Source organism: Brevundimonas sp. P7753, from assembly GCF_013386595.1.
GTDB classification, from domain to species: Bacteria; Pseudomonadota; Alphaproteobacteria; order Caulobacterales; family Caulobacteraceae; genus Brevundimonas; species Brevundimonas bullata.
Window position 1 is genome coordinate 1 of the sequence record NZ_JACARP010000103.1, and the last position, 20,441, is coordinate 20,441.

18 protein-coding genes and 1 pseudogene are annotated in these 20,441 nt (G+C 67.7%); 13 read left to right on the plus strand and 6 right to left on the minus strand.

All coding sequences use genetic code 11. The features are described from left to right. The 4 genes and pseudogenes from HX774_RS16575 to HX774_RS16590 all read right to left on the minus strand — a co-directional run. Positions 1-676: pseudogene (locus tag HX774_RS16575) on the minus strand (fumarylacetoacetate hydrolase family protein); the annotation flags it as partial. Then, a complete protein-coding gene (locus HX774_RS16580) occupies positions 673-1,104 on the minus strand; it encodes a hypothetical protein (protein WP_178828584.1) in 432 nt (143 codons plus the stop codon). The gene HX774_RS16580 and the pseudogene HX774_RS16575, both read right to left, overlap by 4 nt. A gap of 77 nt (positions 1,105-1,181) precedes the next feature. Continuing rightward, positions 1,182-2,258, minus strand: coding sequence for an amidohydrolase family protein (locus tag HX774_RS16585; RefSeq protein ID WP_178828586.1), 1,077 nt, complete (start codon positions 2,256-2,258; stop codon positions 1,182-1,184). Positions 2,259-2,449: 191 nt separating this feature from the next. Further along, the gene (locus tag HX774_RS16590) at positions 2,450-3,478 is read right to left on the minus strand and encodes an amidohydrolase family protein (protein ID WP_178828589.1); all 1,029 of its coding nucleotides are present in this window, start codon (positions 3,476-3,478) and stop codon (positions 2,450-2,452) included. Between the two features lie 108 nt (positions 3,479-3,586). Between HX774_RS16590 and HX774_RS16595 the strand changes: the two genes are divergently transcribed. Genes HX774_RS16595 through HX774_RS16605 form a run of 3 tightly spaced genes read left to right on the plus strand, consistent with a single transcriptional unit; the run spans position 3,587 to position 7,283 of the window. Beyond that, positions 3,587-4,792 carry an MFS transporter gene (locus HX774_RS16595; protein ID WP_255500510.1) on the plus strand — a complete coding sequence of 402 codons (1,206 nt, stop codon included), beginning with the start codon at positions 3,587-3,589 and terminating at the stop codon, positions 4,790-4,792. A gap of 13 nt (positions 4,793-4,805) precedes the next feature. After that, positions 4,806-5,606, plus strand: coding sequence for an SDR family NAD(P)-dependent oxidoreductase (locus HX774_RS16600; protein ID WP_178828591.1), 801 nt, complete (start codon positions 4,806-4,808; stop codon positions 5,604-5,606). 24 nt (positions 5,607-5,630) lie between these two features. Next, entirely contained in the window at positions 5,631-7,283 is a 1,653-nt protein-coding gene (locus tag HX774_RS16605) for an MFS transporter (RefSeq protein WP_178828593.1), read from the plus strand. Between the two features lie 57 nt (positions 7,284-7,340). Here HX774_RS16605 and HX774_RS16610 read toward each other — a convergent pair whose 3' ends face one another. Then, positions 7,341-7,811, minus strand: a complete 471-nt coding sequence (locus HX774_RS16610; protein WP_178828594.1) for an Lrp/AsnC family transcriptional regulator — start codon at positions 7,809-7,811, stop codon at positions 7,341-7,343. A gap of 155 nt (positions 7,812-7,966) precedes the next feature. On the opposite strand from HX774_RS16610, the gene HX774_RS16615 reads away from it, so the two are divergent. The 8 genes from HX774_RS16615 to HX774_RS16650 are packed head-to-tail and all read left to right on the plus strand — an operon-like array spanning position 7,967 to position 17,818. Then, complete coding sequence (locus tag HX774_RS16615) at positions 7,967-9,196, plus strand: thiamine pyrophosphate-dependent enzyme (protein WP_178828595.1); 1,230 nt, start codon at positions 7,967-7,969, stop codon at positions 9,194-9,196. Positions 9,197-9,200: 4 nt separating this feature from the next. Next, positions 9,201-10,214 (plus strand): alpha-ketoacid dehydrogenase subunit beta, encoded by a 1,014-nt coding sequence (locus HX774_RS16620; RefSeq protein WP_178828596.1) that lies wholly within the window; start codon positions 9,201-9,203, stop codon positions 10,212-10,214. A gap of 3 nt (positions 10,215-10,217) precedes the next feature. Continuing rightward, entirely contained in the window at positions 10,218-11,504 is a 1,287-nt protein-coding gene (locus HX774_RS16625; RefSeq protein WP_178828597.1) for a dihydrolipoamide acetyltransferase family protein, read from the plus strand. Positions 11,505-11,508: 4 nt separating this feature from the next. Continuing rightward, positions 11,509-12,912, plus strand: a complete 1,404-nt coding sequence (lpdA, locus tag HX774_RS16630; protein ID WP_178828598.1) for a dihydrolipoyl dehydrogenase — start codon at positions 11,509-11,511, stop codon at positions 12,910-12,912. Between the two features lie 16 nt (positions 12,913-12,928). Then, positions 12,929-14,098: an isovaleryl-CoA dehydrogenase gene (locus tag HX774_RS16635; protein WP_178828599.1), complete on the plus strand. Its 1,170-nt coding sequence runs from the start codon at positions 12,929-12,931 to the stop codon at positions 14,096-14,098. After that, positions 14,095-15,708, plus strand: a complete 1,614-nt coding sequence (locus tag HX774_RS16640) for a carboxyl transferase domain-containing protein (RefSeq protein ID WP_178828600.1) — start codon at positions 14,095-14,097, stop codon at positions 15,706-15,708. The genes HX774_RS16635 and HX774_RS16640 overlap by 4 nt, the downstream gene beginning before the upstream one ends. Before the next feature lie 14 nt (positions 15,709-15,722). Further along, the gene (locus HX774_RS16645) at positions 15,723-15,950 is read left to right on the plus strand and encodes a hypothetical protein (protein WP_178828601.1); all 228 of its coding nucleotides are present in this window, start codon (positions 15,723-15,725) and stop codon (positions 15,948-15,950) included. Further along, the gene (locus HX774_RS16650) at positions 15,950-17,818 is read left to right on the plus strand and encodes a biotin carboxylase N-terminal domain-containing protein (RefSeq protein ID WP_178828602.1); all 1,869 of its coding nucleotides are present in this window, start codon (positions 15,950-15,952) and stop codon (positions 17,816-17,818) included. Before HX774_RS16645 ends, HX774_RS16650 begins: the two co-directional genes overlap by 1 nt. A gap of 88 nt (positions 17,819-17,906) precedes the next feature. Here the strand turns inward: HX774_RS16650 and HX774_RS16655 are convergent, their stop codons facing one another. Continuing rightward, the gene (locus HX774_RS16655; RefSeq protein WP_178828603.1) at positions 17,907-18,359 is read right to left on the minus strand and encodes a PaaI family thioesterase; all 453 of its coding nucleotides are present in this window, start codon (positions 18,357-18,359) and stop codon (positions 17,907-17,909) included. A 188-nt stretch (positions 18,360-18,547) separates the two neighbouring features. Here HX774_RS16655 and HX774_RS16660 point away from each other — a divergent pair, with 188 nt between their 5' ends. Next, positions 18,548-19,354, plus strand: coding sequence for an IclR family transcriptional regulator (locus tag HX774_RS16660; protein ID WP_255500511.1), 807 nt, complete (start codon positions 18,548-18,550; stop codon positions 19,352-19,354). Positions 19,355-19,620: 266 nt separating this feature from the next. Further along, on the plus strand, positions 19,621-20,441 hold an 821-nt coding region (locus HX774_RS16665), incomplete at its 3' end, for an amidohydrolase family protein (protein ID WP_178828605.1).

The following is a 20,441-nucleotide window of genomic DNA, read 5'->3' on the forward strand; positions in this document are numbered from 1 at the left end:
GGCCTGGACGAAGCGGATAAGTTCCTCGACATCCCAGGTCATGTCCTCTGTGGTTCCGTCCTGACGGACCTCGCCGTTGATGGTGGTGGACAGGCGCAGGGGGGAATTCGTCGCGGGTGACGATCCAGGGTCCGACCGGGGTGGCCCGGTCCTGGCTCTTGGCGGCGTAGAGATCCATGCCGATTCCCGGCGGGCCGCTGCGCTGCAGGTCGCGGGCGCTGACGTCGTTGCCGGCGGTGTAGCCGAGGACACAGGCGAGGGTATCGCCCAGGTCGATCTCATCGGTTCCGATCACCACGACCAGTTCGCATTCATAGTCGAGCTGATCGGTGAGGGGCGGATAGCGAATGGGGTCGTTCGCGCCGATCAGCGCGCCGAAGGCCTTGAGAAAGGCGATCGGCTGGGCAGGCGCGGCCACGCCGAATTCGACCAGATGCTTGCTGTAGTTGGCGCCAGCGATGACCACCTTGCTGGTCCGCTCGCACGGCGCGAGCAGCCGCAGGGTCGACAGGGCGCGGGCGGGGCCCTCGAACCTCAGGGCGGCTTCGCCTTCGCCACGCGTGACGCCGGGACCCCAGTCGGCGATCCCGCCGGAGATCGGACGGACGGCGTCGGCCTCGGGGTCGACAACGGCCCAGAAGGGGGCGCCGCCGTCGGTGCATCGTGCCAGTTTCATGCGGTCAGTCCTGAAGTCTTGAGCACGTCGCGCAGATGCCCGGCGACGGCGCGGGCGCGCTCGCCCTCTTTGCAGTCGAGACGGGCCATCAGCGGCGTATTGTCGAAGATGGGCGCGTCCGCCGGCTTGCGGCCCACGAGCATGAAGTGGGTGTGGATGGCGTTGTCGCCGAACGAGATCACCGAGGTCTTTTCGAACCCGGAGGTCGTGAGGCCGGTCGAGAGAGTTTTGATCAAAGGTCCGAAGGCGTCGGCAGCGGCGTCCGAGATCGAGCCGACGCCCTGGTCGTGGTCGCGGGTGAAGGCCATCAGGACGCCGGGCGCCTCGCGCATGGCGACCACGCCCCAGTGCGCGCCGGCGAGCACCAGGCTTTCCGGCGGCGTCGTCTCCAGCATCGTGCAGATTTTGCAGTCGGCGTGGCGGGGCATCGGGACTCCTGGCGACGGCGAAGGGGACGGACCCGGGCGGCTGACGACGGCGGCGACGCCGTCGTCAGCCGGGGCGGTCAGGCGGCGACGAGCGTCTTTGCGCGTCCCATCTTGTCGAGATCGATATGGAGCAGGTCGACGGCGTTCTTCCAGCGCACCTTCTCGAGGTCTTCGGGCGACATCCGCAGGCCGGTCGTGAGGTCGCCGCGGATCGCGTCCGAGCCGCCGAAATTGGTGCCATAGACCAGGCGGTCGGCGCCGATCACCTCCACCAGGGCCTGTCGCATCGGCAGTTCGTGCAGTTCGGGGTCAAACCAGAAATTCGGCAGGTAGGCCTCGAAATCCTTCTTGTTGTGGACGACGTCAAGGTTCTTGATGGTCTGGGCCAAGCGGCCCAGCTGGTAGGGCACGAAGCCGCCAGCGTGGGTGATGTAGACCTTCAGGTTGGGGAAACGGTCCAGCACCCCGCCGCAGATCAGGTACCAGAAGCATTTGGTCTCGTCGTAGTTCATGCCGACGATGGCCGTGGTCTCGTACTTGTCGGTGTTGGCCTTGGGTCCCCAGGTCACCGACTGGTTGTAGCCGTGCACGAACATGGGCAGGTCCAGGTCGCACAGGACCTCCCAGATCGGGTCCATGCGCGGGTCGTCGAATTCCATGCCGCCGAAGTTGGAGCCGCCGGCGCTGAGGCCTTTGGCGCCCAGTTCCGTGCAGGCGCGACGGATCTCCTTTGCGGCGTTGACCGGGTCCTGGAGGGCGGCGGTGGCCCACATCATCAATCGGCCGTCAGAGCGGTCGCAGTAGTCGGCGAGCGTGTCGTTGACCTTGGTGGAGAAGCGGTTCGCAAAGGCGGGGTCGGCCCAGTACATGTAGCAGTGCGAGGGCACTGACAGGACCTGAGCGTCTTGGCCCAGGGCGTCCATCCCGGCAAGACGATGCTTCGGATCGTTCCACTTGGACATGAATTCCTCGACCTCCATCGTCTCGCCGCGATTGACGGCGGCGCGCCGTTCCGGGGAGCCAAGGGATAGAATCCATTCCCCCACGCGCAGGCGGATGTGCCCGTCGTCGTGCTTTTCGAAGAATGGACCCCAGTGGGGGTCCTGGTTGTAGTAGCCGGGCAGCGGGGCGTGGGCGTGAAGGTCGATCAGCATGGGCTTTCCTCCTGTCTCGAGGTCCTCTGCGGCCTCGTTGAACCTTTATGTCCGTGTCGCGGGCGACGCGGCATATTTTGAACGGATTAGTAAAATTGTTCAGTTATTCTCTATCGCGAATGGCGATTGGCCGTCAAAGCAAACCTTGAGAGGCATCCGACGTGAGAATCCGGCCTGCATGTCCTTAAAAATCATGAACTCGGGTGGGGCAGGCTCATGTCGAGCTTGAGAAGTCGGATGGCGTTGCCGCTGCGAATTTTTTCACGATCGCTGTCGGACAGATCGATCCCGTCGGTCAGGTCGCCATAGTCGTAGGCCCCGCCGAAATTGGTGCCGTAGACCAGTTGGTCGGCCCCGACGACCTCGACGACCGCGCGGCGTAGGGCCGGATGGTGGACGTCCAGATCGAAGTAGAAGTTCTTCATGTAGTCCATCAACGGACGCTGGTTGCGGGCGTCGGGCGCCATGACGCCGTTCAGCTCCGAGAGGCGGCCCAGCTGGAACACCGACATGCCTCCCGCATGGGTAATGTAGGTCTTCAGGGTCGGGAAGGCGTCCAGCGCTCCGCCGCAGATCAGGTACCAGAAGAACAGGGTCTCATCGACGCAGTCGCCGACGATGGAGGTGGTTTCAAACCGGTCCTCATGATGGCGCTCGCCCAGGTAGATCGACTGGTTGAAGCCGTGGACCATGATGGGCACGTCGAGTTCGACCAGCTTGGCCCAGACCGGAAACAGTCTTTCGTCATAGGTCTGGATGCCGTCGAAATTGGTGCCGCCCACGCACAGCCCCTTGGCCCCCAGCACCCGCACGGCGCGGTCGATCTCCTCCACCGCGGCTTCCGGATCGGCGAGATTGGCGTGGGCCCAGAAATCAAACTTGTCCGGCATGACGCGGCAGAAGGCGGAGAGTTCGTCGTTGCAGATCCGGGCGTACTCGGTCCCGAATTCGCCGGCCCAGTACATGAAGGCGTGGGAGGGGGTGGACAGCACCAGCTTGTCGACGCCGCGCTGTTCCATCACGGCCAGGCGCGCCTCATGGGTCATTCGCGCCAGGAGGTTGGCCTCGGCCTCTGCGTCGGTCGCCGCCTTGGCCGGCTGTTTGGTGCCGAGCGAGAAATGCCCCACCGTCAGCCCTTGCGGCTTCATGAAAGGGCCCCAGAACGGATGCCGGTTCAGCATGCCTGGAGTGAAGAGGTGCGCATGGACGTCGATCAGCATGGTCTGCCTTGCGTGTCTGTCATTGAAATCTTATTCTCACTGTCGAATGACAACTTGCAAGTCACGAGGCGATATTCTTTTGCGCGTCGGACGAGGGGCGGAGCCTGAATGATGTCCCTGCACGCGGTCGGACGGCGCGACCGGAGTCTCCTGGCGGTCGCAATCGTCGGGGCCGCCTTCTGCCTCCGGCTGGTGTTCGCGAGCCTTTCGGTGCGCCTGCCGGAGGTCGCCCTGGCGACGGGTCTTGCGCCCTGGCAGGTCGGCTTGCTGACCACCTTGCCGGTGCTGTGCCTCGGGGTTTTCGCCCCCCTGGCGCCCCGGCTGGCGCAACTATGGGGAACCGAACGCAGCCTGTTCGGCGCCCTGTTGCTGATCGCGCTGGGGACGGCGTGCCGGGCCCTTGGACCGGTCTGGGCCCTGTTCTCGTTTTCGATCCTGGCGGGCGCCGCCATCGCCACGGCCAATGTGTTGCTGCCCGCGCTCGTGAAGCGGGACTTCCAGGACCGGACCGCCTTGCTGACGGGGGCCTATGTCACGGCGATCTCCGGCGGGGCGGCCCTGGCGGCCGCCGTCACGGTGCCCGTCGAGACGGCGCTGGGCGGCGGCTGGCGCATCGGACTGGCGATGTGGGCCGTCCCGGTCGTCGTCGTCTTGCTGTTGTGGGCGCCGCAGGCGGGGCGCGAGACGTCAGGGACCCGGGCTGCGGCGGCGTCGGTCCCGGGTCTTTGGCGCGATCCGCTGGCGTGGAGCGTGGCGCTCTTCATGGGACTTCAGTCGGCGCTGGCGTTTTGCGTGCTGGGATGGCTGGCGCCCATCCTGCGCGAGCGCGGGCTCGACGCCGAGACCGCGGGGCTGGTGCTGTCCGTCCTGATTCTGGTCCAGCTGGCGACCTCCCTGACCATACCGGCTGTCGCCGCGCGCTGGCCCGACCAGCGGGTTCTGGCCCTGGTGTTGTCGCTCGCCGCGACGGGCGGCCTGTTGGGGCTGTTGCTGGCGCCCCTGTCGGGCGTCTGGGTCTGGGCGATCGTTCAGGGGTTGGCGCAGGGGGGGCTGTTCTCTCTGGCCCTGACCCTGGTGATCCTGCGCTCGTCCGACAGTTCTGTGGCGTCGCACCTGTCGGGCATGGCCCAGGGCGTCGGCTATGTCCCGGCGGCGCTCGCGCCGCTGGGCGTGGGGCTGCTGCACCAATGGACCGGCGGGTTTGAAGCCGTGGCCGCGCTGGTGGCGGTGATCGGCCTGGGTCTCGTGGCGGCCGGCCTGATCGCGGGCCAGGACAGGGTCGTCGCGCCCGCGCCCTTGAAATCAATTCGCTAGAATCGGACGTCTCATGACCCAGTCGCATTCTCCGGACTCGCCTTGCCTCAGGTTCAAGGGGCGGGTCGCCGTCGTGACCGGCGCGGGAGGGGGCATCGGCAAGGCCGCGGCCCTATTGCTGGCCCGTCAGGGCGCCCTGGTCGCGGTCAACGACGTGGATCCGGTCATGGCGGCGGCCGCCGTCTCCGATATCGAGGCGGCCGGCGGTCGCGGCCTGGCCCTGGCCGGGGACGCCGCCGACGAGGCCTTCGCGGCCGAGGCGGTCGCCGAAGTCATGCGCGCCTGCGGCCGCATCGATGTGCTGGTGAACAATGTCGGGATCTCGGTCGTGGCCCCGGCCGAAGACTTCGTGGCCTGGGACCGCGTGGTGCGGACGAACCTCTATTCCCAGTTCTACTGGTCGAAAGCCGTCGCGAACGCGGCGATGATCCCGGCCGGGCGCGGGTCGATCGTCAATGTGGCCTCCATCGCCGGTCTTGCCGCCGTGCCGAACCAGATCGGGTATGTCGTGTCCAAGCACGGGGTCATCGGGCTGACACGGTCCCTGGCGGTCGAATGGGGACGTCACGGAATTCGCGTCAACTGCGTCTGCCCCGGCATCACGGCCACGGATTTGACCACCGGGGCGAGCGGGATGGATCCGGAACGGCTAAGGGCCCGCATCGCTCGCGTGCCCATGGGGCGGATGGGCGAGGCCGAAGAACAGGCCCAGGCCATTGCCTACCTGGCGTCGGACGACGCCGCCTACGTCTCCGGCCTGATCATGAATGCGGACGGGGGGCAGCTGGCGCTGCATTCCGGCGTGATGACGTGACAAGGTACGCGCTGAGGAGCGCCGATGACTGAGCGCGCTGAAGGCCTTCTCGCCCCGTTGGGCGTGCCGGTATTCCGTAGAATCTGGTCGGCAAGTCTCTTGTCGAACTTCGGCATCCTGATCCAGGGGGTGGGGGCCGCCTGGAGCATGAGCCGCCTGACCGACGACGCCATGATGGTGGCCCTGGTCCAGACCGCCCTGATGCTTCCCATCATGCTCTTCGCCCTGCCGGCCGGCGCGATCTCCGACATGTTCGACCGGCGCCTGGTCTGCATTGGCGCGCTGAGCTTCGCGCTCGCCGGGGCGGTCGGCCTGTGCGTGGTGACGCTTCTGGGGCTCCTGACGCCGCCGATCCTGCTGGCCTCCTGTTTCGTCGTGGGCAGCGGGATGGCCGTCTTCGGTCCCGCCTGGCAGGCGTCAGTCTCCGAACAGGTGCCGGGCGAGGCCCTGCCGTCGGCCATCGCGCTCAACGGGATCAGCTATAATGTCGCCCGAAGCTTCGGGCCGGCCATCGGCGGCGTTCTCGTCGCCGCGGTGGGGGCGATCGGCGCCTTCGTGGTCAATGCCGTCTTCTATCTGCCCTTGCTGGTGGTTTTGGTGCTGTGGAAGCGCAAGCAGGAACCGGCGCGACTGGCGCCCGAAACCTTCTGGCGCGCCCTCGTGTCGGGCGTGCGCTTCATCCGCTACGCCCCGTCCCACCGGGTCTTCATTGTCCGAACCCTGCTGTTCGGCCTGATCGGCGGCGTCGTTCCCGCCCTGATGCCCCTGATCGCGCGCGAGCTTCTGCAGGGCGACGCGCCGGTCTACGGTCTCCTCCTGGGCGCCTTCGGCCTGGGGGCGGTGATCGGCGCCGTCATGCTGCCGTCGATCCGCCGCCGCTTTAAGACGGAACCCTCCAGCCGCCTTTCAGCCGTCGTCATGGGGGCGGCGATCATCGTCGCCGCCGTCAGCCGCCATGAGGTTGCGACCCTGCTGGCGCTCCTGGCCGCGGGCGTGGCCTGGACCAGCGTGCTGACGCTCTACAGCATCTCCATCCAGGTCTCTGCGCCGCGTTGGGTCGCCGGGCGGGCCCTGGCCATCTTCCAGGCGACGATCGCCGGCGGCGTAGCCCTTGGCGCCTGGGGCTGGGGCCGCTGCGCCGACCAGATCGGGGTGGGCGACACGCTTCTGGTCGCGGGGCTGCTGATGACGGCCTCGGCCTTCGTCGGGTTTTGGCTGCGGCTGCCGGACATGTCCCTGCCGCCCGAAGATCGACGCCTCGATCGGGCCGGACCCGCTGTCGGTCTCGACATCACCGCGCGCAGCGGACCCATCGTCATCGAGATCGACTATGTCGTGCCGGCGCGCAATGCGCGCGCCTTCTACGCCGTGATGCAGAAGGTGCGCCGCTACCGCCTGCGCACCGGCGGCTACGGATGGTCCATCGCCCGGGACATCACAGACGCCACGCGCTGGACCGAGCGGTTCCACGCCCCCACCTGGAACGACTACCAGCATCTGGTCCATCGCGGCGAGGGCTCGGGACGGGAGGGGCTGGACGAAAGCCGGGCGCTTCTGGATCCCTCGGCGCCGGTCCAGGTCCGGCGGCTGCTGGAGAGACCGGCGGGTTCGGTGCGGTGGCGGGACGAAACCCCGGATCTCGACGTCGGTCCTGATTCTGCCGGGACGACGCCCTGATCCTGGTCGAGCGGGAGGGAGCCGACGCCGAGGTCGGGCCGAGGCTTCAGGCGAGCGTCAACGCAGGGGCAGGGCGGTCGTCATCTTGGCGGCGCCCAGGGACATGGTCGAGTTGATCTCCTGCACGGTGGGCAGGGTGAGCAGGCGGCCGAAGGCGAGCTCGCGATAGTCCTCCACGGTGCCGGTGATGATCCTGAGCAGGAAGTCGAACGGTCCCATGGTGGGGTGGATCTCGATGACCTCCGGCAGCCGGGAGACGGCGTCGATGAACTCCGTGAGGTTGGTCCGGCCGTGGGCCGACAGCTTGACGTTGGCGAAGATCGTGGTGTGGAGGCCGAGCTTTTCGGCGACCAGGCGCGGCCTGGCGTCCACGACATAGCCCTCGGCCTTCAAACGATTGAGGCGGCGCCAGCACGGGGACTGCGAGAGCCCGACGCGGTCCGCCAGTTCTGACGTCGTCAGGGGGAAGACCCGCTGGACCACATCAAGGATGCGTCGGTCGATTTCGTCCGGTTCAAAGGCCGTCATGGGCGCGCTCTCGAAAACAGCTGGCGAGGATTCCTAATCCATAATCTATTTCAGTAATAGATTTTCATTTCGATCCTAGAACTTTTTGGCGCGATTTCGAGAACGGGGCGCCCGGCGGGATGGGTCAGTATCGCAGCTCAACCTCGGTCGAGATCATGCAAAACCGTCCTTCTCTGCGCCTTCACATTCCCGAGCCGACCGCCCGCCCCGGCGACGCTCCGGCCTTTGATCGCTCCCTCATTCCCGAGCCGGGCGAGACCCGCCGTCCCGAGACGACGGCGGTCGAAGGGGAGATGCGCGATCTGCCCTATGGTCTGGTGCGGGTTCTCGACGACGCCGGCGAAGCCTCGGGGCCGTGGGATCCGAAGCTTCCGGCGGAGACCCTGCTGGCCGGCCTTCGCGCCATGCTGCTGACCCGCGCCTTCGACGAGCGCCTGTTCAGGGCGCACCGCCAGGGCAAGACCAGCTTCTACATGAAGTCGACGGGCGAGGAGGCGATCGGGGCCGCCCAGTCCCTCTTCCTCGACCGTGACGACATGTGCTTCCCGACCTATCGGGTCCTGAGCTGGCTGATGGCGCGGAACTATCCGCTCATCGACCTGTGCAACCAGATCTTCTCGAATGCGAAGGATCCCCTCAAGGGGCGCCAGCTCCCCATCCTCTATTCGGCGCGGGACTACGGCTTCTATTCGCTCTCGGGCAATGTCGGCAGCCGGTTCGGCCACGCGGTCGGCTGGGCCATGGCCTCGGCCTTCAAGGGCGGGCAATCCATCGCCCTGGCCTATATCGGCGAAGGCACGACCGCGGAGGGCGACTTCCACGAGGCCCTGACCTTCGCCAGCGTCTATCGGGCGCCGGTGATCCTGTGCGTCACCAACAACCAGTGGGCCATCTCGAGCTTCTCGGGCATCGCCGGGGCCAATGAGACGACCTTCGCGGCCAAGGCCCTGGCCTACGGCCTGCCGGGCTTGCGCGTCGACGGCAACGACTTCCTGGCCGTCTGGGCGGCCACGGAGTGGGCGGCGGAGCGGGCGCGGATGAACCTCGGAGCCACCCTGATCGAACTCTACACCTACCGGGCCTCGGGCCACTCCACGTCGGATGATCCGACCAAGTACCGGCCGGCCGACGAGGCCGAGGCTTGGCCCCTGGGCGATCCGGTGGAGCGGCTCAAGACCCACATGATCGGATTGGGGCTCTGGGACGAGGACCGCCACGCCGCACTGCAGGCCGAGCTCGACGCCGAGGTGCGCGCGGCGGTCAAGGAAGCGGAGGCCGTGGGCACCCTCGGCAAGTCCAAGCCCAGCGTGAAGGAGATGTTCGAGGGCGTCTTCAAGGACCCCGACTGGCGGGTCGTCGAACAACGCCGCGAACTGGGGATCTGATCCAATGCCGACGATGAACATGATCCAGGCGCTGAACTCGGCGCTCGACGTGATGCTGACCGAGGATCCCGACACGCTGATCTTTGGCGAGGACGTCGGCTATTTCGGCGGCGTCTTCCGCGTCACCGACGGCCTGCAGAAGAAGCACGGCCTGACCCGCTGTTTCGACGCCCCGATCTCCGAGGGCGGGATCGTCGCCACGGCCATCGGCATGGGGGCCTTCGGGCTGCGGCCCATCCCGGAAATCCAGTTCGCCGACTATATCCTGCCGGCCTTCGACCAACTGGTGTCGGAGGCGGCGCGCCTGCGCTATCGCTCCAACGGCGAGTTCTGGGCCCCGATCACGGTGCGCTCGCCCTATGGCGGCGGCATCTTCGGCGGCCAGACCCACAGCCAGAGCCCGGAAGCCATCTTCGCCCACATCACCGGGCTGAAGACGGTCATCCCGTCCAATCCCTATGACGCCAAGGGCCTGCTGATCGCTTCGATCGAAGACGATGATCCGGTCATCTTCCTCGAGCCCAAGCGCCTCTACAACGGGCCCTTCGACGGGCGTCACGAACAGGCGCTCAAGACCTGGGCGGGCGATCCCATGGCCGAGGTGCCGGCCGGTCGCTACACCGTGCCGCTCGGCAAGGCCGCCATCGTGCGCGAGGGGACAGAGGCGACCGTGCTGGCCTATGGCACCATGGTCCACGTCGCCCTGGCTGGGATCGAGGACAGCGGCGTGGACGCCGAACTGATCGATCTTCGCTCCATCGTTCCCCTGGACGTCGACGCCATCGTCGCCTCGGTCAAGAAGACCGGACGGTGCGTCATCCTGCATGAGGCGTCGCGGTTCGGCGGCTTCGGCGGAGAGCTTTCCGCCCTGGTCCAGGAGCGCTGCTTCTATCACCTGAAGAGCGCCGTCCAGCGGGTCGCCGGTTGGGACACGCCTTATCCGCACGCCTTCGAGTGGGATTATTTCCCCGGGCCCGCCCGTCTTGCGGCGGCCCTCAAGCGCACGATGGAGGACTAGGCCATGGGGCGCTATCTGTTCCGATTGCCCGATGTCGGCGAAGGCGTCGCCGAGGCCGAGATCGTCGCCTGGCTGGTCAAGGTCGGCGACGTCGTCGAGGAAGACCAGAACCTGGCCGAGGTCATGACCGACAAGGCGACGGTCGAGATCAGCTCGCCGGTCGCGGGCGTGGTCGTCGCCGTCCACGGCGAGGTGGGCGGCATGCTGCCCGTCGGCGCTGTCCTGGTCGAGTTCGAGAGCGAAGCGGGCGTGGAAGCGCCGGCCGCTGCGGCGCCCGTTCCGCCTGAAGCGATGATCGAAGTCGCCCCGTCGCCAGCTCCGTCGCCAGCGCCGGTTCCGCCCCCTGCGCCGGCCCTTGCGGAAAGGGCGGCCGCGCCGTCCGGCGTTTCGCGTCGCAGCGCTTCATCCGGCCGTTCTGCGGGGGAGGCGCCGCTGGCTTCGCCCTCGACCCGGCGACGCGCCCTGGATCTCGGCGTGTCCCTGATCCAGGTCCCCGGCACGGGGCCGGCGGGTCGGATCACGCCCGACGACCTCGAAGCCTATCTGGTGGCGGACGGCGAAGACGGCGCCCGCTCGTCCCTGGTCGCTCGCACCGGAGTGAACGACACCCGCATCGTCGGCCTGAGGCGCAAGATCGCCGAGAAGATGCAGGAGGCCAAGCGCCGCATCCCGCACATCAACTATGTCGAGGAATGCGACCTGACCGAGCTGGAGGCTCTGCGTCTCGACCTCAACCTGCACCGGACCGAGGATCAGCCCAAGCTGACCCTGCTGCCCTTCATCATGCGCGCCATGGTCAAGGCCCTGCCGGACTATCCGCAGATCAACGCCCGCTATGACGACGACGCCGGGGTGCTGCACGCCCACGAAGGCGTGCACATCGGCATCGCCACACAGACGCCCAACGGGCTGATCGTGCCGGTCGTGCGTCATGCCGAGGCGCGCGACCTCTGGGATTGTGCGCGCGAAGTCGCGCGGCTGGCCAGGGCCGTGCGCGACGGAACGGCCGCGCGCGAGGAACTGTCCGGCTCGACCATCACCCTGACCAGCATGGGACCGCTCGGCGGGATCTCCTCCTCGCCGGTGATCAATCATCCCGAGGTGGCCATCCTCAACCCCAACAAGCTGGTCGACCGGCCGATGGTGCAGGGGTCCTTCGTCACGGTGCGCAAGATGATGAACCTGTCGTCCGCCTTCGATCACCGGATCGTCGACGGCTACGACGGCGCCCTGTTCGTGCAGCGCGTCAAACGCCTGCTCGAACACCCCGCCCTGATCTTCATGGACTGATGCGATGACCGAGACCCTCAGACCCAAGGTCCTCGTCGTCGGCGGGGGACCGGGCGGCTATGTGGCCGCCATTCGCGCCGGACAGCTGGGGCTCGACACGGTTCTGGTCGAGACCGGCCGGCTGGGCGGCACCTGTCTGACGCGCGGCTGCATTCCTTCCAAGGCCCTGATCCACGCCGCCGGCCTCTATGAGGAGGCCGTGGCGGCGTCGGGGGAGGCGGGGCGGTTCGGCATCCGCCTGAGCCAGCCGCCGAGCCTTCGGTTCGACGAGACCATGGGCTGGAAGGACGGGATCGTCGATCGGCTGAGCGGCGGCGTGAGCGGCCTTCTGCGCAAGGCCGGGGTCCGGGTCGTCACGGGATGGGCGAGCTTCTCCGACGCCAAGACCTGTACGGTCGAGACCGCCGCCGGAAGGATGTCTATCCAGGCTGAACACGTCGTCCTGGCGACGGGATCGACCCCGGTGGAGCTGCCCTTCCTGCCTTTCGGCGGCGGGGTGATCTCCTCGACCGACGCCCTTTCCCTGACGGAGGTTCCGACGGCCCTTGCGGTGGTCGGCGGCGGCTATATCGGGCTGGAGCTCGGGATCGCCTTCGCCAAGCTGGGGTCGAAGGTGACCATCGTCGAGGCGCAGGATCGCATCCTTCCGCTGTACGACAGCCGGCTGACGGAGCCGGTGTCGCGATGGTTGACCAAGCACGGCGTCGTCGTCCACCTCGGCGCTAAGGCCCTGGGACAGGATGATGCGGGGCTGCTGATCCAGACGGCCGACGGAACTGAACCGGTCCTGGTTCCGGCCGACCGCATCCTGGTCACCGTGGGGCGCCAGCCTCTGACGGAGGGCTGGGGGCTGGAGCAGATGGGGCTGGCCGTGGAAGGCCGGTTCGTGAAGGTCGACGACCGCTGCGCGACGTCGACGACCGGGGTCTGGGCCATCGGCGATCTCGTGGGCGAACCCATGCTGGCCCACAAGGCGTCGGCCCAGGGCGAGATGGTCGCCGAAATCATCGCCGGTCACAGGCGCCGGTTCGATCCTGTCGCCATCGCCGCCGTCTGTTTCACCGAACCCGAGATCGTCAGCGTCGGCCTGATGCCCGATCAGGCGCCCGAGGGCGTCGAGACCCTCGTCGGCCAGTTCCCCTTCCAGGCCAACGGCCGGGCGCTGTCGATGGAGGCGGGCGACGACGGCGGCTTCGTGCGCGTCCTGGCGCGCAAGTCCGACCACCGGATCCTGGGGCTCCAGGCGGTGGGCCGCCACGTCTCGGAACTGGCGGGAGAGTTTTCGACCCTGATGGAGATGGGGGCCGTTCTGGAAGACGTCGCCGGCGTCATCCACGTCCATCCCACCCTGGGCGAGGCCGTCCACGAAAGCGCCCTGAAGGCGCTTGGCCACGCCCTTCACATCTGATGTCCGAGCACATGTCATGAGCATTCCCTTCGCGCTCCAATCCATGGAATTCGGCCTCGGCGAGAACGCCGACGCCATTCGTGACGTCACCGCCCGCTGGGCCGCCGACCGGTTGGCCCCGCTCGCCGCCGAAATCGATGAGAAGAACGCGTTCAAGCGCGAGCTCTGGCCCGAAATGGGCGAGCTGGGCCTGCACGGCATCACGGTCGAGGAAGAGTTCGGCGGCTTAGGGCTAGGCTACCTCGAACACGTCGTGGCGATGGAAGAAGTGTCGCGCGCCTCGGCCTCGATCGGCCTGAGCTATGGCGCCCACTCCAACCTCTGCGTCAATCAGATCCGCCGCTGGGGCACGCCCGAGCAGAAGCAGAAATACCTGCCGAAACTGATCTCGGGCGAACACGTCGGCTCGCTGGCCATGTCGGAGGCCGGTTCGGGCTCCGACGTCATGTCGATGCGCACCCGCGCCGACAAGAAGGGCGACCGATACGTCCTGAACGGCGCCAAGTTCTGGATCACCAACGCCCCCTCGGCCGATACGCTGGTGGTTTACGCCAAGTCCGACCCCGAGGCCGGCTCCAAGGGCTGCACCGCCTTCATCGTCGAGCGCGGCATGAAGGGCTTCTCGGTCTCCAAGAAGCTGGACAAGATGGGGATGCGCGGCTCGGACACCGCCGAACTGGTGTTCGAGGACTGCGAGATTCCGGAAGAGAACGTCATGGGCCCGGTCGGCGGCGGCGCCGGCGTGCTGATGAGTGGTCTGGACTATGAGCGCGCTGTCCTGTCGGGCGGTCCACTGGGCATCATGCAGGCGGCGCTGGACGTGGTCCTGCCCTACGTCCGCGAGCGCAAGCAGTTCGGCAAGCCCATCGGCGGGTTCCAGCTGATGCAGGCCAAGGTCGCCGACATGTACGTCGCCCTGAACAGCGCCCGCGCCTATGTCTATGCCGTGGCCCGCGCCTGCGACCAGGGCAAGACCACCCGCTACGATGCAGCCGGAGCGATCCTGCTGGCCTCGGAAAACGCGGTGAAGGTGTCGCTGGAGGCCGTTCAGGCCCTGGGCGGCGCCGGCTACACCCGGGAATGGCCGGTCGAGCGCCTGGTCCGCGACGCCAAGCTCTATGACATCGGCGCCGGCACCAACGAAATCCGCCGCTTCCTGATCGGGCGCGAGCTGCTGGGCTCATGAGCGCTCCGGTCCTCGTTTCGACGCTGCTCACGAACAGCGATCAGTTCAAGAGCAATACAGCCCACAACCGCGACCTCGCCGAGACCCTCCGCAGCGCGGTGGCGAAGGTCGGCCTGGGCGGAGGACAGCGCGCGCGCGACCGTCATGTGGCCCGCGGCAAGCTGTTGCCGCGCGACCGGGTCGAGCGCCTGCTGGATCCCGGCTCGCCCTTCCTCGAGGTGGGCCAGCTGGCCGCCAGCGGCATGTACGGTGACGCCCTGGACCCGGACGGCGCGCCGGGCGCGGGCATGATCTGCGGCGTCGGCCGGGTCTCGGGCCGGGAGGTCATGATCGTCGCCAACGACCCGACGGTGAAGGGCGGCGCCTACTTCCCCATGACGGTGAAGAAGCATCTGCGCGCACAGGAAATCGCCGAGCAGAACAACCTGCCCTGCGTCTATCTGGTCGATTCGGGCGGGGCCAACCTGCCGCATCAGGCCGAGGTCTTCCCCGACCGCGACCACTTCGGGCGCATCTTCTTCAATCAGGCGCGGATGAGCGCCAAGGCGATCCCGCAGATCGCCTGCGTCATGGGCTCCTGCACGGCGGGCGGCGCCTATGTCCCGGCCATGTCCGACGAGACGGTGATCGTGCGCAATCAGGGCACCATCTTCCTGGCCGGTCCACCCCTGGTGAAGGCCGCCACCGGCGAGGTCATCTCGGCCGAGGAGCTGGGCGGCGCGGACACCCATGGCCGCAAGTCCGGCGTGGTCGACCATGTGGCGGACAGTGACGAACACGCCCTGACCATCGTGCGCGACATCGTCTCGCACCTGCCGCGGCAGGGCGGGGCGGACCTCGACCTGGCGCCCGTGCGAGCGCCGCTCTATCCGGCGGAAGACCTCTACGGGATTGTTCCCCAAGACGTGCGAGCGCCCTACGACGTGCGCGAGATCATCGCCCGCATCGTCGACGGTTCGGAGTTCCATGAGTTCAAATCCCTGTACGGCGCCACCCTGGTCTGCGGCTTCGCTCACATCTGGGGGGCGCCGGTCGCCATCCTGGCCAACAACGGCGTCCTGTTCTCGGAGAGCGCCCAGAAGGGCGCGCACTTCATCGAACTGGCCTGCAAGCGCAAGATTCCGCTGCTCTTCCTGCAGAACATCTCGGGCTTCATGGTCGGCGGCAAGTACGAGGCCGAGGGCGTCGCCAAGCACGGCGCCAAGCTGGTCACCGCCGTCGCCTCGGCCGAGGTGCCCAAGTTCACCGTCCTGATCGGCGGCAGCTTCGGCGCCGGCAACTACGGCATGTGCGGCCGGGCCTACAGCCCGCGCTTCCTCTTCACCTGGCCCAACAGCCGCATTTCCGTCATGGGCGGCGAGCAGGCGGCCTCGGTCCTGGCCACCGTCCACCGCGACGCCGAGACCTGGACGGCCGACGAAGCCGAAGCCTTCAAGGCCCCGATCCGCCAGAAGTACGAGGATGAGGGCAACCCCTACTACGCCACCGCCCGCCTCTGGGACGACGGCGTCATCGACCCGGCCCAGACCCGCGACGTCCTGGGCCTGGCCATCAGCGCCAGCCTGAACGCCCCCATCCCCGAGACGCGCTTCGGCGTGTTCCGGATGTGACGGAGAGGACGTCGTTGGAAAGCCTGGCTGGACTGGCGGATGAGGAGCTCGAGCTGGCGCGTCGTCATCTGGGCAAGCTGATCGCGGACACCAATCAGGCCATGGCCCGGTGCGGCCCGGGACCGGGCTGGGATTCCCTGCTCGAGCGTCTGGGCGCGGCCATGGCCGACTATGTGGGCGAAACGCACCGCCGGGCCGGGGCGGCGTCGCACGCCGCTCCCGCAGCGGGATTGAGGTTCTGATGTTCAAATCCCTTCTGGTCGCCAATCGCGGCGAGATCGCCTGCCGCGTCTTCCGCACCGCCCGCCGCCTGGGCCTGCGCACCATCGCCGTCTATTCCGAGGCGGACGCGAACGCCCTGCACGTGCGCGAGGCGGACGAAGCGGTGCTGATCGGCCCGGCGGCGGCGCGCGACTCCTATCTGGATGCGGCCAAGGTGCTGGCGGCGGCCAAGGCGGCGGGGGCCGAGGCCATCCACCCCGGCTACGGCTTCCTGTCCGAGAACGCCGACTTCGCCGAGGCCGTGATCGCCGCCGGCCTGGTCTGGGTCGGCGCCCCGCCGTCCGCCATCCGCGCCATGGGCCTGAAGGATGCGGCCAAGGCCCTGATGATCGACGCGGGGGTTCCCGTCACGCCCGGCTACATGGGAGAGGACCAGGGGCCCGAACGACTCAGGGCCGAGGCGGACGCCATAGGCTATCCTGTCCTGATCAAGGCGGTGGCCGGCGGCGGCGGCAAGGGCATGCGCCGGGTCGACGCCTCCGAAGACTTCCTGGACGGCCTGCAGTCCTGTCGCCGCGAGGCCGCGGCCGCCTTCGGCGACGATCGCGTCCTGATAGAGAAATACATCCTGTCGCCCCGCCATATCGAGGTGCAGGTCTTCGGCGACCGCCACGGGAACGTCGTGCATCTGTTCGAACGCGACTGCTCGCTGCAGAGGCGACATCAGAAGGTGATCGAGGAGGCGCCCGCGCCCGGCATGACGCCCGAGGTGCGCGAGGCGGTCTGTGCGGCGGCCGTGAAGGCGGCCCGGGCCGTAGGCTATGTGGGGGCCGGAACCATCGAGTTCATCGCCGATGCGTCCGAGGGCCTGAAGGCCGACCGCATCTGGTTCATGGAGATGAACACCCGGCTCCAGGTCGAACATCCGGTCACCGAAGCGATCACCGGCCAGGATCTGGTGGAGTGGCAGTTGCGCGCGGCCGCCGGCGAAGTCTTGCCGAAGCGACAGGAGGAGCTGGCTATCGACGGCTGGGCCATGGAGGCGCGGCTCTACGCTGAAAATCCGAGCACCGGCTTCCTGCCCTCGATCGGCCGGCTGGACCACCTGCGCCTGCCAGATGGCGTGCGGGTCGACACCGGGGTCCATGAAGGCGACGAGGTCACGGCCTTCTATGACCCCATGATCGCCAAGCTGATCGTCCACGCCCCGACGCGGCAGGCGGCCGCCGCGAAACTGGCCGAGGCCGCCGGGCGCGTGGAGGCCTGGCCCGTCCGCACCAATGCGGCCTTCCTGGCGCGCGCCGCCGCCGACGACGCCTTCATCGCCGGCCGCGTGGACACCGGCTTCATCGAGCGCGGCGTCGACGCCCTTGTCCCCGGCGCAGAGCCTTCGCTCGCGGTCCAGGCGGCTGCGGCGGCCGCCCTGGTCTCGAGGCCGGACGGCGGGGCCTGGACGGGCCTGACCGGCTTTCGGGCCAACGCCCCCGTCCAGCGCGAGGTCACGGTCTCCATTGCGGGTCTTGCCTATCGGGTCGAGGCGGCGCGGGCCTCGCCGGGACGCGTCGCGACCGTCGGGGGTCACGAGATTCTCTTTCTTCACGGGGAGGCCTGGCCGTTCGGACCTGGCCGCATCGAGGGAAGAGGCGAAGGCGAGCGCCTTTCGGACGGCGTCATTCTCAGCCCCATGCCGGGCAAGGTCATCGCGATCGAGGTCGAGGAGGGCCAGATCGTCAGCCGCGGCCAGAGGCTCCTGACCCTGGAGGCCATGAAGATGGAGCACGGCATGGCGGCGCCCTTCGACGGGCGTGTGGTCGGTCTTGCCGTCGTCGCAGGGGACCAGGTCCCGGACGGCGCCGTGCTTGTGCGGATTGAGGCGGCGTCCGACTGATCTCCGGCCTTCAAGGCCGTCCTCGCGTCTGGCCTTCAACAGCTGGCGGCGGGGCGCCGATGGGGCGAACCGCGGCGCCGCGACCCTTCTAGGCCCCGAGTTCGGCCATTCGCGCCTGATGGCGTTCGAAATGGCCTGGACGAAGCTCAACCCAGACTCCGCGCGCGACGGCCAGGTCGCGGGCGCTTCCCTGCAGGCGCAGGACGCCGGTCAGATGGTTGCGGCGTCCTTCCCGTGAGGCGATCTCAAGATGAAGTTCAAGCGGTTGTTCGACGGGCACGGGCAGCAGGTAGTCTACCGTGAGGGTGGCCGTGACCGATTTGACGCCCCTATGCGTCAGGAAGCGGCCCAGGACATCGTCGAACACGGCGGCTGTCCAGCCTCCATGCGCCACGCGCGGACCGCCTTCGAAGGCGGCGGGGCAGGAGAGGCGCACGCGTGCGGCGGTTTCGCTCAAGGCGACGAAGTCGTCCGCGCCGAAGCGACAGGGCGTCTTGCTCGTCTGGCAGCCGCGGCAGGGCGAAACGTGGTCAGGGGTCATGAGGGCGTCCAGCGCAAGCTTTGATTGAATTTACTCTATTGAGATCATTCTTCTGTCACTAGAAGAATATAGCTAGGAAGGGTCGAGCGGATTCACGTCGTTTCGACGCCGGTTTCGACGACGACGCTCTTTGGCGTGGTTGGGGGCTTTCAGGAGAGACTATGGCGGGGCCGGCAGCCGAAAGAGCCTTGGACGTCGACGACGAGGTCGAGGCGATCCTGACAGGGGAGGCCGCGGACGCGAACGAACGCATGGTGCTGGTGAAGCCCGTCTCGAACGCCATCCGGATCCTGAAGTATCTGGTGGAAGTCGGCGGGCCGACCCGCTCCGTCACGATCTCACGCACGCTCGGCATCAACGCCAGCACCTGTTTCAACATACTTCGCACCCTGGTGGTCGAGGACATCGTCGAATTCGATGCGGTGGCCAAGACCTATACGGTGGGCATGGGCCTGACCGCCCTGGTCGGAGAACTCCTGACCGAGGGCCAGAGGGTCGCGGCGGCCGCGCCGCTCATGGCGGAGATCGCCGCGCGCTTCCATATCACGGTGACGCTGTGGAAGCGGCTGGGCGTCGACAAGATCGTGCTGGTGAAGAGCGTCGCCAGTCCCGCGGACGTGCGCGTTGAAATGGCTGAGGGGCAGCGGCTGCCCATCCTGATGGCCGCCACCGGACGCGCCATGGCGCCCTATCTCGGCTGGACCCCCAAGGCGCTGAAGGCGTCGTTCAAGTCGCTGCGCTGGCAGGCCCCGCTGACGTTCGAGGAATACTGGGCCCAGGTCGAGGCGGCCCAGGCGCGGGGGTGGGCGGTCGACCGCGGCTATTTCACGCGCGGGGTCCAGACCGTGGCCGCGCCCGTGTTCGACCGCGCGGGAGAGGTGACCTTCACCATCGTCGGGGTCATGCTCTCCGAACAGTATGAAGACGCCGCCCTAGGCGAGATCGGCGAAGCCCTGCGGGACGTGTCGCACCGTTTGACGCGCGCTCTGACCTGATCCTCTTCGCCGATCGCAACCGGATCGCCTGAGGACGCCCTTCCATCTGGGCGAAGAGTCACAAGCTTGCACGCTCCGGGCAGGGGCGGGCGTCAGCTGGCGCGCCGTTTTCGCCGGCCGTTTGATCGCGCCGCGGCCAGGTCATGCGCAATCAGGCGTGGACGTGAAGATTGTTCTTCATATAGAATGTCATTCTGAAAATAGCGTCGTTGGCGGTCCAGCTCTACCGGGGCGGCCGGCAGCGTCGAGAACGCGGAGGAGTGCGCATGACTGTCGATGACCTGATCCTTGTGAGCGTGGACGATCACGTGATTGAGCCTCCGGGGGCGTTTACGCCGCACTGGCCGGCGCACCTGAAGGGTCGCGAGCCGAAGATCGAGCAGAGGGACGGCCGCGACGTCTGGATGTTCGAGGAGAAGGCGGCGGGCTACATGGGCCTGAACTCGGTGGTGGGCCGTCCCAAGGAAGAATACGGGATGGAGCCGCTCAACTACGAGCAGATGCGCCGGGGCACCTGGGACATCAAGGCGCGGGTCGAGGACATGGACGCCAACGGCATCCTGGGGTCGCTCTGCTTCCCGACCTTCCCGGGCTTCGCCGGGGCGCGTTTCCAGACGGCGTCGCGGCAGGACCCCGAGGTCGCTCTTGCGGCCATCCGGGCCTACAACGACTGGCACTGCTTCGACTGGGCGGGCGCGGCGCCGGGGCGCTTCATCCCGCTGATGCTGACGCCCTTCTGGGACATGCAGGCGGCGGTGGCCGAGGTCGAGCGGATGGTCAAGCTGGGCGTCCACGCCCTGTCCTTCTCCGACAACCCGGCGCTGTCGGGCTGGCCGTCGATCCATGATCCCTACTGGGACCCGCTGTGGAAGGTCTGCGCCGACAACCAGGTGGTGATCTGCTGCCACATCGGCACGGGGGCGGCGGCGAACCACGCCTCGGACCTGTCGCCGATCGACGCCTGGATCACCTCGATGCCGATCTCGATCGCCAACTCGGCGGCCGACTGGATCTGGGGGCCGATGTGGAAGAAGTTCCCGACCCTGAAGATGGCGCTGTCGGAGGGAGGGATCGGCTGGATCCCGTA